Genomic DNA, 14,256 nt, shown 5'->3' on the forward strand with positions numbered 1-14,256 from the left:
CCCGCGGGGCGCGCGCTCCCGCGACAATGGGGCCCGTGGGCGAGTGGGGGACGGCACTGATCGCCGCGGGCTCGGCGGTCGCGGGCAGCATCGTCACGGACTGGTACGCCCGGATCGCGGGCGGTGAGCAGGCGCGGGCCGCACGGCACGCCGGGGACCGGCGGCGCTGCTGGAACGGCCCCGCGGGGGCGCGGCCGCCGAGCGGGTCCTGCGGGTGCCGGATCCGCGGGCGGAGCCCGACAGCGTACGCGCCGTACGCCGGAACCTGGCCCGCGGCTACCGGCGGAACGCCTGCTACGCGCTGCTCCCGCCCCTGGCGCTGTGGCACACGCTGGGCCCCGGGGCCGGGCTGATCCTTCCGCTGGTGCATGTGTCCGGCCTGGTCACGGCGGTGGCGACGGCCCGCTGGGAGCGGGCGCACGGTCTGGTCCTGTGGCGTTCCGCGCCCCGGCCCGGCCGCCCGCAGGCCCTCCGCGACCCCTTCCGTGCGACGACGGCCCGCCCGCGTGCGTGACCGGGCCCTGTCACGGACGCGGCAGGGCGCGGGCCCTCGCGCGCCCGCGCCCCCCCGTGCCGGGTCCCGCCCGTTGCGCTCACGCCCCCGTGCGGTCCCGGCGCAGCAGCGCCACCGCGGCGAGCGCGCCCAGCAGGCCGATCGCGGCGGCGGTCGCGACGCCCGCGCGGTAGCCGTGGATCAGGCCCGCGGTGCCGGGGCCGGTCGCGGCGGCGGCGACGGTCGCGAGGACGGCGGTGCCCAGGCCCGAACCGATCTGCTGCGCGGTGATGTTGACCGCTCCGGCCACACCGTGGCGGGCGGGCTCGACGCCGGTGAGGGCGGCGGACATCATCGCGGTGTACGCGAGGGTCTGGCCGAAGGACATGACGACCAGGCCCGGCAGCAGGACGGTGAAGTAGCCCGTGCCGGTGCCGATGAGGGTCCACGCGGCGAGCCCGGCGGCCATGACCGTGAAGCCCGTGGCGAGCGTGCGGCGCTGCCCGAGGCGGCTGACGGCGGCGGCCGCGACCGGTGTGCTCGCGGCCACCGTCAGGCCCATGGGCGCGACGGCGAGCCCGCTCAGCAGCGGGCTGTAGCCGCGCACCCCCTGGAGGTAGAGCGGTGCGAAGAAGAGCAGGCCGACCATGGTGGTGTAGAAGACGACGCCGGAGACGGTCGCGGCCCGCACCGTCCGCAGCCGCAACAGGCCCAGCGGCAGCAGCGGTTCGGCGGCGAGCCGTTCGCGGACGACGAAGGCGGCGAGCAGCGCGGCCGCGGCGGCGACCGGGCCCAGCACCGGCACGCTGCCGAACGAGGCGTGCTCGGCCTGGCTCACGCCGTAGACCAGCGCCATCAGCCCGGCGGTGATGAGGGCGGCGCCCGGCAGGTCGAGGCCGCCCGGGGTGCGGGCGGTGTCGCGCGGCAGCACCTTCGTCCCGACCAGCCCCACCGTGGCGGCGACGGCGAGCAGCGCGAGGAAGGGCGTACGCCACCCGGCCGCGGAGGTCAGGACGCCGCCGACGACCAGGGCGCCCGCGAAGCTGGAGGCGCTGATCGCGACGAACACCCCCATGGCGCGGGCCCGTTCGCGGGTGTCGGTGAAGATCGCGGCGACGAGCGCCAGCGCGGGCGGCCCGCTCAGCGCCGCCCCGACGCCTTGCAGCGCCCGGCCCGCGACGAGGACGCCCCCGGCGGGAGCGAAGGCGGCGACGGCCGCGCCCGCCGCGTAGACCGCGACACCGCCGAGCAGCATCCGGCGGCGGCCGAGGACGTCGGCGGCGCGCCCGCCGAACAGCAGGAAGCCGGCGAAGGCGAGCGCGTACGCGGTCATGACCCACGGCAGCAGGGCCGGGCCCATGCGCAGCGAGCGGTCGAGGTCGGGCAGCGCGGTGTTGGCGATGGCGAATCCGGCGGAGTCCAGGGCGTTGACGGCGGAGACGACCGCGAGCGCCACCCACCGCGCGCGTCCGGCGCGCGGTGCGCCGGTATCGCCCTCCCGCCGCCGGGCGTACGCGCGGGGCGTGCCGGTGCCCGCGTCGGGGGCGGGGGACGAGGGGGCGGCGGCGGTGCGCTGCGGGGTGTTTCCGGGCACGGCGAGGCCGAGAGGCATGGGGGTTCCTTGGGGGAGTGGCGGGCCCTCGGGAGGGGCGCAGGGGCCGTGCGGCCCCTCGTCGAAGAGCCTCGCCCCGGCACGCGTGCGGCGTCCAAGACCGGCCGCTCATCGCCCCATAGACCGCGTCTATCGCCACACGTAGAGTGGTGTGCCATGGAGCTGCGGGAGCTGCGCTACTTCGTCGCCGTCGCGGACGAGCGGCACATGGGCCGGGCCGCCGGGAAGCTCTTCATCAGCCAGCCCTCCCTCAGCCACACCGTCCGCCGTCTCGAACACGAGCTGGGCGTCGTGCTGTTCACCCGCCACCCGCAGGGCATGGAGCCCACCGACGCGGGACTCGCGCTGCTGGAGCACGCCCGCCGGGTGCTGCGTGCCGCCGAGGTCTTCGGCGAGGTCGCCCGCGCGTACGCGACCGGTGACGCGGGGCGGCTGCGGCTCGGCTTCGAGGCGAGCGGCGCCGGGACGCTGGGCCCGCGGGTCCGCGCCCGGTTCGCCGCGCTGCGCCCCGGCGCCGAGCTGGAGCTCAAGCGCTACAACTGGGGCGGCGAGGTGCCCGCCCTGCGCGCGGGCGAGATCGACGTCGCGTACGTGTGGCTGCCCGCCGATCTGACCGGGCTCGCCCGGCTGCCGCTCGCCGAGGAGGGCCGGGTCATCGCGCTGCCCGCCGACCACCGGCTCGCCAGGCGGCCCGCGTTGACCCTCGCCGACATCCGTGACGTGCCGCTCGCCTGGACGCGGGCGGCGCCGCGCGCGTGGGTGAGCTGGTGGGCGGTCGATCCGCGGCCGGACGGCAGCCCGGTCCGCTGGGGCGCGGAGAACCGCAACGCCGAGGAGATGCTGGAGAACGTGGCCGCGGGCCAGGGCGCTTCGATCGCCCCGGCCTCGATGGCCGCGTTCTACGCCCGTCCGGACATCGTGTGGGTGCCGCTGACCGACACCGAGCCGCTGCGCATCGAACTGGCCTGGGACCCCGCCACCGCGGGCCCGCTGGTCACCGCCTTCGTCGCCGCGGCCCGCGACGTGCTCGCCGCGCGCGGCTGAACGGCCCTCCCGGCAGGCCGGGTTCAGCAGCCGTTGCCGTCCGGCACGAAGGTCATCCGGCCGCCGCTGCCGAGGTTCAGCGCGTCGCGGTAGACGCTGTTCTTGACGTGGTACCAGACGTCGTCGCGCGACTCCTTGCCGCCGACGTCGTCCAGCCGGACGCACCACCGCTCCGGGCGGTCGACGTGCCGGTAGGTCTCCGTACCGTGCTGCACGCTGGAGCACACGCGGGTGCTCTCGTCGGTGTACCAGGTGCGCTTGCTGCTGCCGTGGCCCGACGAGTGCTTGACCCGCTTGGTGCCGGCGTGGCAGCTCTTCTCCATGTGCGGGCGGCTGCGCAGGCTGCTCGACTCCGCGACGTGCCGGGTGGTGTCGAGCCGGCCCGACACCTTGTCCGGCCCGTCGCAGGCCGCGAGCCCCGCCGTGACCGCGAGAGCCGCCACCGCGAGCGCGGCCCGGCGTATGCGGTACTGCATGTCTCCCCCTCGTTCCCCGCACCCGTCCCCCAACGGATGTCCGAATCCTGTGAAGTATGGCGGAGGGGGCCGGCGCCGCCTCGCACGGGTGTACGTGCGGGGCACGCCGTGGTGCGCGGGCCCGGAGCCGGTCGGGATCCGGGCCCGCGACGACCGCCGGTCCGCGGGGGTCAGCGGGCGGGCGGAGTGAGCGCGGACGGCTGCGGAGGTCAGCCCGCCGGCTGCCGCCCGGGGACGTTGACGCCGCCCCCGCCGCCCTCGGTGTCCTCGCTGAACGCGACGTCCACCGGCGGGACTTCGGTCAGGAACTCACGCGCCGCGTTCTGCCCGAGCACGCCCACGTCGAGCGTGCACGCCTCCAGCAGGGTCGCGTCCTTCACGCCGACCTGGCGGCAGATCGTGAGGGCCTTGTCGTGCAGTTCCTGCGGGAGCTGCTTCTCCCAGAAGGGCGCGGTCGGGTCGGCCGCCTGCGTCTTGTCGCCGCAGACCGCGACCAGCGACTGCCCGTCGGGCACCCGCCAGCTGTCCCCGTAGACGTTGTAGAGCGTCTTGAAGTCCAGCGGGATGGGCAGCACCGCGCCCGTGCTCGTCCGCAACTTGTCGTTCGTACCGGGGGCGTTGGCCAGCAGGCCGACGACCGGCTGCGGGTACGAGCCGAGGCCGACGTGGACGTCCACGTAACCGGGGTTGACCGTCGCCGCCATCGAGTCGCCCTGCGGGTCGGTCACCACGTACTGGCTGCCGGTGCGCACGATCCGGTCGCCGGACGGGAGGGTGACCGACGCGCCGTCGGCGAGCGAGGTGCCGGACCCGTTGACGACCAGGCCCTTGGCCGCGCACACCGCGACGGTGTCCGCGCCCATCTGCGTCGCCACCCCGCTGTTGACGGACGCGCCGGGCCAGCCGAGCGGGGCGCCCGACACCTGGTTGGACTGCACGGTCATCGCCGAGGAGCGGGCGAGCGTGAAGGTCCCCTCGGCCTGGAAGTCGTAGTACGTCCCGCCGAAGGTCTCCAGGTGCGTGTCGCCCGTGCCCTGCGCCGAGGCGCACGAGGGCGGCGACGTCGTCAGGTTGCTCTGGTTGCTGCGCAGTGAGGGCGAGGCCCCGATCCCGTACGCGGGCGTGCCGACGAGGTTGAGGTTGTTCGTCTCACCGGTGTAGCCGGTCATCAGGCAACTCGGCGCGTTGGTCGTCCCGTTGTGGGTGACCGTCTGGACGGTGAGCGACGAGCCGGCGTTGAAGTTCGCCGACGAGCCGCCGCCGTTGCCGCCGACCATGAACTCCACGGCGTTCCAGCCCGCCGACAGGCTCAGCATGCTGTCCGCCGTCGAGGCGCTCATGGTGCCCGCGCCGGTGTCCATGACCACGGTGTCCAGCGCGCTCGTGACGTTGCCGGACAGCTTCAGGCTGCCGAGGTGGGTGATCGGCTGCGAGGGGACCGTCACCGCCGAGCCGTTGGTGTAGCAGTGGACGGAGTACGTCCACCAGCCAGCCGGGCACGTGGCAGCGTAGTTCAGGATCCAGAACTGGATGAACGCCGAACCGGCGCCCGCCCCGGGGTTGGCGAAGATGAACTGCTCCCAGCCCTGGCACCCCGGGTGCCCGGCGCACACCGGACTGGTGAAGGGCGCGCTGTTGAGCTGCAGCGAGTACGCGTTGGCGACGCCGCCGCTGCTCTCGCTGGTCACCCCGCTCACCGTCGGGAACGAACCGGTCGCCCCGGTGAGCAGGCCCGTCACACCGGCCGAGAAGTCGATCCCGTTACCGACGGTGTACGGGGCCCCGGCCGAACCGGCGCTCCCCGCGGGTGCGTTGGCGGCGGCGGGCAGGTGCGGCCCGGCGTTGCCCGCGGCGGCCGGCACGTGCGGGACGTACGGCTTCGGCGGGGCCGTCGTGCAGCCGGTGCTGTGCCACGACAGCGCCGGGTAGTCCGCGGTGTAGCAGCCCTTCGACGGCGTCGTGAGCTGCGTCATGGCGCTGTGCCACTGCTGGGCGGTCAGCGGTCCGGGGGACGAGGAGCCCGCGGCCGTACCGGACGGGACGAGGAACACCGCGACCATCGTGGCGATCGCGGTGACGACGGCCCCGGCGAGCCGCCGGAGCCGTCTGCGCGCGAGATGCCCGGGGCGCGCGGGGTGCGCGCCGTGCGCGGATAAGGCAGGCCTTTCGGCCGAGGGTCTGGCAACTGGCATGTGTACGCCTCACCTTCCTGCGGGGAGGTCCCGCATTTCGGCGCAGCGTAAGCACGTGCCCATGAGTCGTCGATGTCGGAAACAGGGCAATCTCAGGTGCGAATGTCTGAAATCTGGCTACACGCCGGACCCGCACGAGCCGTTCACAACTCGTTCACGCGCCACCACCGGCCACCACCGGGCCGACGTAGGTCCCCGGGTGGGTGGCACCGCTCTGGTCCATGACGTCGGCGAAGCCGTCCCACTTCAGCGTGGTGGAGTGCGTCTCGTCGGGCGGGGTCACCAGGATGCTCTTGGCGTTAAAGGCCCTGGAGCCACCGGAGTTGCCCGCGTCGAAGGGCAGGTAGGTGATCTCGAAGGAGGCCGCGGAACCCGGCGCGATCGTCACCTTCGCCGTGCTCTTGGCCTGCCGCGCCAGCGACCAGTGCGTGCCGCTCGCGCTGACGATGTCCACCCCGGGGAAGCCCTGGAGGGTGCAGGCGCCGCTGCCCTTGTTGGTCATCACCACACCGATCCCGCCCTGGCTCCCCACCGCCTGGGCCCCGCTGTCCGGCCCGAACGAGAACCCGAGGTCCGCCGTGCGGCAGCGCGCCGCGGCACCGGAGGAGCCCGCGTTCTTCCCGGTCCCGCCGTCCGCCTTCGACCCCGGCGCGGACGTCGGAGCGGAGGCGCTGTCGCCCCCGGTGTCCCCGGTACCGCCGTCGCCCGCGTCGCCCGCGTCGCCCGCGGAGTCGGACGGACTCGCGCTCGTCACCGTGACGGACGGCGCCGCGTCACTCTTGTCCCCGTCCTTCCCCGACGAGCACGCGGTGAGGGCGACCCCCGCCGCCAGCAGCACGCCCACGGTCGCCGCCATCCGCTTGGTGCGCAGCTGCGTGTTCATCAGAGTTCCTCCAGAGGGGCCAAGGTGGCACGTCCGCCGCTGTGTTCGGCCTTACATGATCTTTTCACGAGCCCCCGGGGCGTCCGGTTGCTCCAGTGTCACGCCTGTGACACTGGTGACCGAACGGTGGCAGTCCGGGCCCTCACCCTGCGCCGCGACGCGCCCGCCGGCGCGGGGGAGTACCGGGCGTCCGTGCGCCGCCTCCTGCCGCCGAGCGGCTCCGCTACGGCTGGGGCGGCGCGGCGACCGGCTCTGCGGCGGGGGCTGCCGGGGCCGGCATCCCCGGGTAGTCGGGGAGTTCGATGCCGTTGATCGCGCGGCCGACGAGGTCGGTGAACCGTTCGCCGGTGAAGTCCGGGACCGGCTCGGCGTCCGGGCCGGGGATGTCGCGGCTGCGGGCGTTCAGCCGGCCGATCTCCTGGTTGGCCTCGACGAACGGGCGCATCAGCGCCTCGTAGCGGGCGAACCCGGCCTCGGGGTCCCACCCGGCGGTGGCCAGCTCCCCGGCGAGCACGTAGGCGCCGACCAGTGCCAGCCCGGTGCCCTGCCCGGACATCGGCGACGAGCTGAACGCCGCGTCCCCGAGCAGTCCCACGCGTCCGTGCGACCAGCGGTCCATCACCACCTGGGCGACCTGGTCGAGGTAGAAGTCCGGGGTGTCGTCCAGGTGCGCGAGGATGTCCGGGGTCAGCCAGCCCATGCCCGCCATCCGCTCGCGCAGCAGGCGCTTCTGGGCCGCGACGTCGCGGTGGTCGCCGTCGAAGCCGGCCGAGGCGAAGGAGAACATCGACATCGCCCGGGTGGCGTCCTGGATGGGACGCAGCAGGACGGAGCGCCCGGACTCCTGGTCCTGGTGTTCGAGCAGCCAGCGGTCCAGCCCGAACGCGTTGGGCATGCTGTAGAAGGCCAGTACGTGCCCGAGGTGGCGCAGGAACTGCTGGTGCGGCCCGAAGACCGTCGCCCGCAGCGGCGAGTGCAGCCCGTCGGCCCCGATCACCAGGTCGAAGCGCCGCCGGGCGCCCCCCGCGAAGACCACGTCGACCCCGTCCGCGTCCTGGGTCAGTTCGGCGATCCGGTCGCCGAAGACGTACGCGACGCCGTCGCGGGTGTCGTCGTGGAGCAACCGGGACAGGTCCCCGCGCAGGATCTCGATGTCCGCGATGAACCCGTCGCCGCCGTCGTCGTCCGCGCGGAAGGTCTCCAGCACCTGCCCGTCCGCGTCCACGGTGTGCGCCCCGGCGGTGTCGGTGCACGCCGCGCGGACCACCGCGTCCAGCCCCATCCGCCGGATGACCTCCCGGGCGACCCCGCGCGCGTCCACCGCCTGCCCCCCGGGGCGCAGTTCGGGAGCCCGCTCCACCACGGTCACCTCGGCCCCCCACCGGCGCAGCCAGTGCGCCAGCGCGGGCCCTGCGACACTCGCCCCCGCCACCAGCACCCGGGGGCCCCTCCCCCGCGCCCCCTGCCCGCCCGTCGCGACCGTCCCGCTCGTGCGCCCCTGCCCGGAGCCGTCGACGCCCATCACACTGCCTCCCTGCGCTTCCTCCCGCGCCGGAACCTTCCCGGCGCGGGCCCACCTCCGCCGGTGGATCCGGCAGTACCGACTGCCGCTCCGCGCAGAACTCATTGGTGCGGCCGACGCGAGCGCGGTGCGGAACGGTGCGGAACGGTGCGGAACCGGGACCCGGTCAGCCGATCGGTGGTGCGAGGTACTCCAGCGCGTAACCGTCACCGGAAGGCGTGACGCGGGCGAGGCCGGGTGCGTCGAGGTGGGCGCCGGCAACGAAGCAGTCCGGTGCGGTCAGTTGCCGGAGGAGCGCTGTTCGCGCGTCGCGGGCTCGGGACCGGTCGCCGTCGTACTCCCACGTCACGTTCGGCCGGTCGAACTGGAGCGTGGGAACGTGAACGGTGTCGCCCCAGACGAGGAGGCGGCCGCCGTCGCTCCTGACGTCGTAGACGGTGTGGCCGGGGGTGTGGCCCGGCGTCGGGACCGCGGTGATCCAGTCGTTGATCGCGACCTCCTCCGACACGGGCACGACGCGGTCGCGGAGGGGGGCGAGCCGTCCGGTGAAGACCGAGGCGTCGCCCGCGCCGATCCACACGCGCTCCAGTCCGCTGAACGCCTCCGCACCGTCCGGGGCGATCAGGCCGCTCACGTGGTCCTCGTGGCGGTGGGTGACGGCCACGTCGGTGATCCGCGCGCGGTCGACTCCCGCCTCGTCGAGCGCTTCGTAGATCAGTCCCATGGTGGGTTCGGGCCAGACATCGGACCCACCGGTGTCGATGAGCACGGAGCGTACGCCGTCGGTGACGAGGAAGGCGTTGACCGACAGCCGCAGGTTGCCGCCCGCCAGGGGGACCGCGGCCGGCAGCTCGCCGAACGCGCGCCCGTCCTCCGCGCGGAGCCGGGTCGGCGGCATGTCGATGTACCCGTCCCGCAACGCGACCACCCGCAGGCCGCCGAACGCGAATGTGGCGTGGTGCCGACCGCTCGAGATCACACGCATGGAACCCCTCCGTCATGACGAGCACACAGCGACTCTTTGATAGAAGACGCACTGTCTTCTTTAGGAGACAATTTCGGGGACACACTACGCTGCGGGCAGCGAGGCACTCAACGGTCGAGGAGCACGGTGGTCGAGCAGGACGGAAACGCTGCCGAACCGCGGCACGCCGACGAGCCGGCCGGTGCGTTCGGCCGCAACGTGCGGCGCCGCCGCGAGCAGGCGGGCCTGACGCTGGAGCAGCTGTCCACCCGGTCCTCGGTCAGCCGCGCGATGCTGTCCAAGGTCGAACGCGGGGAGAAGAGCCCGACGATCGGTGTCGCGTCCAAGATCGCCCACGCCCTCGACACGTCGCTCTCGGACCTGACCGGCGCGCCGACCGCAGCGGCGCCGGGCGTCGCCGTCACCCTGCGCAAGAGCGACCGCCCCGTCTTCCGCGACCCGGAAACCGGCTTCGAACGGCACATCGTGTCCGCCGCCCCCGGGGCGGGACGAGCCGAGATCGTCCTCCACCGCCTCCCCGCACGGGTCTCCACCGGACTGCTGCCGGCGTATCCACCCGGTACGGAGAAGCAGCTCGTGGTGCTCGACGGCACCCTCACCGTCGCGATCGGCGGGATCACCGAGACCCTGGGCGCGGGCGACTCCCTGTTCCTCCAGGCCGACACCGACCACGGCTTCGCCAACCCGACGGACGCCGGCTGCGAATACCTCATGGTCATCTCCCGCAGGACCTGACCGACGACGGCTCATGGGCCGCCCCGGTCACCATCGGCCGGACGGCCTCAGGGCGGTGTGCTCCGGGCCGGTTCCGCCCCCGTGCCGGGCCCGACCGTCCGGGCGATGAGCACCGACGGGCTGCACCCGACGGCTGTTCCGGCCGTCGTCACGGCACGGCACGGCACGTCGCGTCACGTCACGTCACGTCACGGTGCGGGCGTTGCGGACGCCCGGGAAGGCGGCGGTGGCGAGGCAGGCCGCGCCGACCAGTCCCGCGCAGACGTAGAGCGGGCCCGCCGGGCCGAAGGCGTGCGCCGCGGGCGGGGCGGCGGCGTACCCGACGGGCATCGCGGCCAGTGACAGCAGCCAGTCGTACGACGTGACGCGCGCCAGGACGTCCGGCGGCACGGATGCGAAGACGTACGTCTCCCAGACGGGTGTGAGGAAGCCGAGGGCACCGAGCGCGATGCCGTAGGAGACGACCAGCAGCCAGCCGGGTGCGTCGGCGGCGAGCAGGGCGAGCGGCAGCGCGTAGGTCGCCAGGCCGAGGTTCCCGGTGAGGACCGGGCGGGTGAGCCGGGCGCGCGATGCGAGCAGCGAGCCGAGCAGCAGTCCGGCCGAACCCGCCTCCAGCACCGCCACCCACACGCCGTCGCCGCCGTGGCGCCGGTGCAGCACGAGCGGTCCGAGGGTGGCGAGCACGGCGGCCGTGCCGTTCCACACCGAGTGCGCGATCAGGCTGGTCCAGTACCAGTCGCGGGAGCGCACCTCGTTCCAGCCCTGGGCCAGGTCCGCCCTCATCGAGCGGCGCGGCGCCGGGGTGCGGCGGATCCGGATGACGCCCAGCAGCGCCGCGCTGACCGCGAAGGACACCGCGTCCAGCACGAACGCCCAGCCGGCACCGGCCGTGAAGATCAGCGCGCCCGCGACGGCGGGCCCGGCCAGCCGGGTCGCGCTCGCCGCCGAGGCCATCAGCGCGTTCGCGCGCAGCAGCCCGCCGCCGTCCACGGTGCCGCTGATCAGCGGCGCGGCGGTGGGCAACGCGAAGGCGGACGCGGTGCCGCCGATCACCTCGGCGATCGCGATGTCGGCCAGCCGCGGTGTGCCGCCGATGAGTTCGAGGCCGACGACGAGCTGCGCGGCGCAGCGGACCAGGTCGGTGGTCAGTGCGACCCGCCGCGCGTCGAAGCGGTCGCCGATCACACCGCCCAGCGGCAGCAGCAGGAGCCGCGGCACCATCGCGCAGGCCAGTACGAGCGCGAGCGCGGAGGCGGATCCGGTGGCGCGGCTGATGGCGATGGCCAGCGCGGCGGGCACGACGGCGTCGCCGAGCGAGGAGAGGGTGCGCCCGGTGAACAGCAGGCGGAAGGCGCGGTCGCACAGGGGGTGCGGGAGGTGACTGGTGTGCGGGGTGTGCGGGGGACGGGCGTCGCCGGGCCGCGCGGATCGCGGGGGCACGTCGGCTGGGTGTACGGCTGCGGGCCGTGCCTTGTCCGGCTCCGCGGCGTCCGCGGGCGTGGTGGGTGTCGGCGGTCGGGTCACGGGCACAAGGTATTTCGCCGTCTGATATTTCGTCAACGAATATTTCGGTGACGACGCATCGGGTGGCGCCGCGGCTAGGATCGCCGTCATGGACACTCCGCAACCCGCGCAGGGCCCTGCGACTCGGGACTGGACCGACGGTCACATCGACCGCTGGCTGCCGGTGATGCCCGGCCTCGACCCGGACATCGAGGGCGCCGTCACACGCGTGAAGGTGCTCGCCGACCACCTGCGCCGGGTCCGCGAACGCTCCCTCGCCGACTTCGACCTGCACAAGCACGAGTTCGACACGCTGCACTCGCTGGCCGGGCGCGGCGGCCACGCCGTCCCGTCACAACTGGCCGCCGACCTGAAGATGGCGCCCGCCTCGATCACCGGGCGCCTCGACACCCTGGAACGACGCGGCTACGTCCGCCGGACGCCCTCGGCGGAGGACCGCCGCCGGGTGGACGTCGAACTCACCGAGGACGGCAGGGCCGCCTGGCTCGGCGCGATGGACGTGGTCGGACACGAGGAGTACCGCCTGCTCGGCGTGCTCACCGCGGACGAACGCCGCACGCTCGCCGATCTGCTGCGCCGCGTGCTGGCCGTGGCCGAGAACTGACAGCCCCCGACGACGACGGGGTGCCGGGCGGCCCGGCACGCAGCCGCGCGCACCCGGCGGCCGGGCTCATGCCGCGGTCACTGAGAACCCGCGGCCGCGGTGAAGGTCACACTCCACGAGATCCGTGCTGACGCGGTGCTGACGTCATGAACCCAAAAAATCCCCTGGCCGGTGTATCAGCTGGCCAGGGGGCTGTGAGTCATTCGAACTTCCGCCCCGCACGTCGGGGCTCGGCGGACGGGGCGGGCGCAGGTCAGGTCAGGGCATTTGGCCGACCCAGTGCCAGCTCTCGTACTCCAAACCGGAGTCCGGCTGCACCTCGATGTCGAGCTTCCCCGTGGCGCTCTTCGGGATGTCATAGGCGAACTTCGCAGTGGCGGTGGCTGCGGGAACGACCGTCCCGCTGAAGCCGTCCCCGATCGTGTTGTCGAGATCGAAGATGTCCTCCGCGGCCTCGCCGTCGGCGCCGGCCTTCACGTTGACGCTGAGGAGGGTGGTGTCGAACGGCTTGCCGGTCCCATTGGTGATCTTCACGGTCAGTACGACCGCCTTGTCGCCGTGGTGGGCTCCCGCGGCGTACTGCCCCGGCGTGTACTTGGCGACCTTCGACACGGTGATCGCGAGACCGTCGGTGTACGTGTACGTGTCCCCGTAAGCGGCGACGGCGGGCTTCTTCTTCACTGGAGCTGCGGGTTCGGGCGACGTGGTCTCGGTGCTGGCGGCGGGGGCGGTCTGGGCAGGAGCAGCCTGGGCGGGGGTGCTGTTCGTGCCGCCCTTCTTGCCGTTGGCGGCGACCGCGCCGATGACGCTGATGACGATGATCGCGCCGACGATGCCGCCTGCGATCTTCGCGGCGCGATGCCTCTTCGGTGGGAGCGGGGCGAGCGGCGGGGTGACCCAACCGGTGTGCATGGGCTGCTGCGGCTGCGGCTGGGCCCAGTGCGGGGTGTTCGGGTTGGGGTGCTGCTCGGACATGGGTCCCCCTGGGGGTGTTGTGGTGGTGAGCGAGGATTGCATGCGTACTAGCGGGTACGGGGTGGTGTTGCCTGCCTGTGACCTACGAGCCAGTGCAGGCGCAAATGTGCCCCGTTCGCTGGGTTATTGGTGATGCGTCACAAGTTCGAGCGCCTCATGGGACGCGCGGTGACTCGGTCACGCGCCTCCTTCGGGATCAGGCGGCGAGGCCGAGGATGGAGGCGGCCCGGTCCTTCCGCGGGCTGAGGACGCCGACCTGTTCGAGACCCCGCCTTTCCTGTCCCTCAACCTTGCCCAGGCGCCCAGGGCCTGCTGCGTACGCTCTTCGGCCTCGTCGACCTTCGGGGTCACGGTGGACCTGGGCTCCGACGACGTGACGAGAGGCGTCACGCTGCCCGGATCGCTGACGGCGGAGGTCGGGGAAGCGGCACGAGGGCTTGGGGAGGACCCGACTCGGGACGCAGAGCCCGGGGACGCGCAGATGCTGGTGGTGCCCCCAACGGGATGCCGCAGAACCCTGCACGTCCGCTGCGCCTGCCGGCGACGGTCGAGGTACCTCGTCGGCGCAGGAGCGGGGCGAGCGGCGTAGGGGAGGGCTTGCGGTGAGCGCGTCCGACCTCTGGCTGCGGCGCGCGTGCGCGACCGTCGTCGCGGCGGTCGCGGCGTACGCCTCGTACGAGCACCAGCGGACCTTCGCCCTTGACGGCGGTGCCGATCGGGTGGGGGCGTCGTGGTGGCCCTTGTCCGTCGATGGCCTGCTGGTGCCGGCGACTATCGGGCTGCTGAAGCCCCAGGCTGCGGGCCGTCGGCGTACCCGGTACGCGGTCCGGTTGGCGTTCGGCCTGGGCATCGCGGTGTCGCTGGCCGCGAACGTGGCGGCGGCTCCGCGCCTGGCGTGGCAGCCGGTCCTGGTGGCGGGGTGGCCGCCGGTGGCGCTGCTGGCGACGGGCGCGGGGCGGCTGGAGCGAGCCGAGGCGGCTGACGCGCTGGAGGGGCGCGAGAGCGAGAGCGCGGCCCGGTCCTGATTTCCTGGTCGAATTGCTCGTGGTCGACTGGCCGCACTGTGGTCGCGACACCTCCGCCCGCGCGGAGAGGACCTTGCCCCCCTGGCCCTAGTCTTCTGAGTCAGGAATTTCGTTCATATCTGTAGACTTGGCCTGTGGCACGGACGGGTCGGCCGAAGGCCGAGTTGGTGTTGTCGGTTGATGAAC

General features: G+C 73.7%; 13 protein-coding genes. 5 read left to right on the top strand and 8 right to left on the bottom strand.

Annotation, left to right across the window (positions count from 1 at the left end; translation table 11 throughout):
* Positions 1-214: 214 nt before the first annotated feature.
* Positions 215-514 carry a hypothetical protein gene (locus ACH4PY_RS05070; RefSeq protein ID WP_398175965.1) on the top strand — a complete coding sequence of 100 codons (300 nt, stop codon included), beginning with the start codon at positions 215-217 and terminating at the stop codon, positions 512-514.
* Between the two features lie 79 nt (positions 515-593).
* Here ACH4PY_RS05070 and ACH4PY_RS05075 read toward each other — a convergent pair whose 3' ends face one another.
* Positions 594-2,105 (bottom strand): MFS transporter, encoded by a 1,512-nt coding sequence (locus tag ACH4PY_RS05075; protein ID WP_398175967.1) that lies wholly within the window; start codon positions 2,103-2,105, stop codon positions 594-596.
* A gap of 156 nt (positions 2,106-2,261) precedes the next feature.
* Here ACH4PY_RS05075 and ACH4PY_RS05080 point away from each other — a divergent pair, with 156 nt between their 5' ends.
* Positions 2,262-3,149, top strand: coding sequence for a LysR family transcriptional regulator (locus ACH4PY_RS05080; protein ID WP_398175969.1), 888 nt, complete (start codon positions 2,262-2,264; stop codon positions 3,147-3,149).
* Positions 3,150-3,172: 23 nt separating this feature from the next.
* Here the strand turns inward: ACH4PY_RS05080 and ACH4PY_RS05085 are convergent, their stop codons facing one another.
* From ACH4PY_RS05085 to ACH4PY_RS05105, 5 genes are all read right to left on the bottom strand, one after another.
* The gene (locus tag ACH4PY_RS05085; RefSeq protein WP_398175971.1) at positions 3,173-3,625 is read right to left on the bottom strand and encodes a hypothetical protein; all 453 of its coding nucleotides are present in this window, start codon (positions 3,623-3,625) and stop codon (positions 3,173-3,175) included.
* Between the two features lie 209 nt (positions 3,626-3,834).
* Positions 3,835-5,817: a hypothetical protein gene (locus ACH4PY_RS05090; protein ID WP_398175973.1), complete on the bottom strand. Its 1,983-nt coding sequence runs from the start codon at positions 5,815-5,817 to the stop codon at positions 3,835-3,837.
* 154 nt (positions 5,818-5,971) lie between these two features.
* Positions 5,972-6,700: a DUF4232 domain-containing protein gene (locus tag ACH4PY_RS05095; RefSeq protein ID WP_398175975.1), complete on the bottom strand. Its 729-nt coding sequence runs from the start codon at positions 6,698-6,700 to the stop codon at positions 5,972-5,974.
* 223 nt (positions 6,701-6,923) lie between these two features.
* The gene (locus tag ACH4PY_RS05100; protein ID WP_398175977.1) at positions 6,924-8,222 is read right to left on the bottom strand and encodes an FAD-dependent monooxygenase; all 1,299 of its coding nucleotides are present in this window, start codon (positions 8,220-8,222) and stop codon (positions 6,924-6,926) included.
* A 166-nt stretch (positions 8,223-8,388) separates the two neighbouring features.
* The gene (locus tag ACH4PY_RS05105) at positions 8,389-9,207 is read right to left on the bottom strand and encodes an MBL fold metallo-hydrolase (protein WP_398175979.1); all 819 of its coding nucleotides are present in this window, start codon (positions 9,205-9,207) and stop codon (positions 8,389-8,391) included.
* A gap of 126 nt (positions 9,208-9,333) precedes the next feature.
* Between ACH4PY_RS05105 and ACH4PY_RS05110 the strand changes: the two genes are divergently transcribed.
* The gene (locus ACH4PY_RS05110; protein WP_398175981.1) at positions 9,334-9,942 is read left to right on the top strand and encodes a helix-turn-helix domain-containing protein; all 609 of its coding nucleotides are present in this window, start codon (positions 9,334-9,336) and stop codon (positions 9,940-9,942) included.
* A gap of 183 nt (positions 9,943-10,125) precedes the next feature.
* Here the strand turns inward: ACH4PY_RS05110 and ACH4PY_RS05115 are convergent, their stop codons facing one another.
* Positions 10,126-11,307, bottom strand: coding sequence for an MFS transporter (locus ACH4PY_RS05115; RefSeq protein ID WP_398176102.1), 1,182 nt, complete (start codon positions 11,305-11,307; stop codon positions 10,126-10,128).
* Between the two features lie 247 nt (positions 11,308-11,554).
* Here ACH4PY_RS05115 and ACH4PY_RS05120 point away from each other — a divergent pair, with 247 nt between their 5' ends.
* Positions 11,555-12,070 (top strand): MarR family winged helix-turn-helix transcriptional regulator, encoded by a 516-nt coding sequence (locus ACH4PY_RS05120; protein WP_398175983.1) that lies wholly within the window; start codon positions 11,555-11,557, stop codon positions 12,068-12,070.
* Between the two features lie 258 nt (positions 12,071-12,328).
* Here ACH4PY_RS05120 and ACH4PY_RS05125 read toward each other — a convergent pair whose 3' ends face one another.
* Positions 12,329-13,045: a DUF4352 domain-containing protein gene (locus tag ACH4PY_RS05125; RefSeq protein ID WP_398175985.1), complete on the bottom strand. Its 717-nt coding sequence runs from the start codon at positions 13,043-13,045 to the stop codon at positions 12,329-12,331.
* Between the two features lie 602 nt (positions 13,046-13,647).
* Here ACH4PY_RS05125 and ACH4PY_RS05130 point away from each other — a divergent pair.
* A complete protein-coding gene (locus ACH4PY_RS05130; protein ID WP_398175987.1) occupies positions 13,648-14,070 on the top strand; it encodes a DUF2637 domain-containing protein in 423 nt (140 codons plus the stop codon).
* Positions 14,071-14,256: the final 186 nt, after the last annotated feature.

It is taken from the genome of Streptomyces sp. NPDC021224 (genome assembly GCF_044332905.1).
GTDB lineage: Bacteria > Actinomycetota > Actinomycetes > Streptomycetales > Streptomycetaceae > Actinacidiphila.

Excerpts from the sequence above, each read along its gene's own strand:
- ACH4PY_RS05075 (WP_398175967.1), bottom strand. The coding sequence starts at position 2,105 with ATGCCTCTCGGCCTCGCCGTGCCCGGAAACACCCCGCAGCGCACCGCC.
- ACH4PY_RS05080 (WP_398175969.1), top strand. The coding sequence starts at position 2,262 with ATGGAGCTGCGGGAGCTGCGCTACTTCGTCGCCGTCGCGGACGAGCGG.
- ACH4PY_RS05085 (WP_398175971.1), bottom strand. The coding sequence starts at position 3,625 with ATGCAGTACCGCATACGCCGGGCCGCGCTCGCGGTGGCGGCTCTCGCG.
- ACH4PY_RS05090 (WP_398175973.1), bottom strand. The coding sequence starts at position 5,817 with ATGCCAGTTGCCAGACCCTCGGCCGAAAGGCCTGCCTTATCCGCGCAC.
- ACH4PY_RS05095 (WP_398175975.1), bottom strand. The coding sequence starts at position 6,700 with ATGAACACGCAGCTGCGCACCAAGCGGATGGCGGCGACCGTGGGCGTG.
- ACH4PY_RS05100 (WP_398175977.1), bottom strand. The coding sequence starts at position 8,222 with ATGGGCGTCGACGGCTCCGGGCAGGGGCGCACGAGCGGGACGGTCGCG.
- ACH4PY_RS05105 (WP_398175979.1), bottom strand. The coding sequence starts at position 9,207 with ATGCGTGTGATCTCGAGCGGTCGGCACCACGCCACATTCGCGTTCGGC.
- ACH4PY_RS05120 (WP_398175983.1), top strand. The coding sequence starts at position 11,555 with ATGGACACTCCGCAACCCGCGCAGGGCCCTGCGACTCGGGACTGGACC.
- ACH4PY_RS05125 (WP_398175985.1), bottom strand. The coding sequence starts at position 13,045 with ATGTCCGAGCAGCACCCCAACCCGAACACCCCGCACTGGGCCCAGCCG.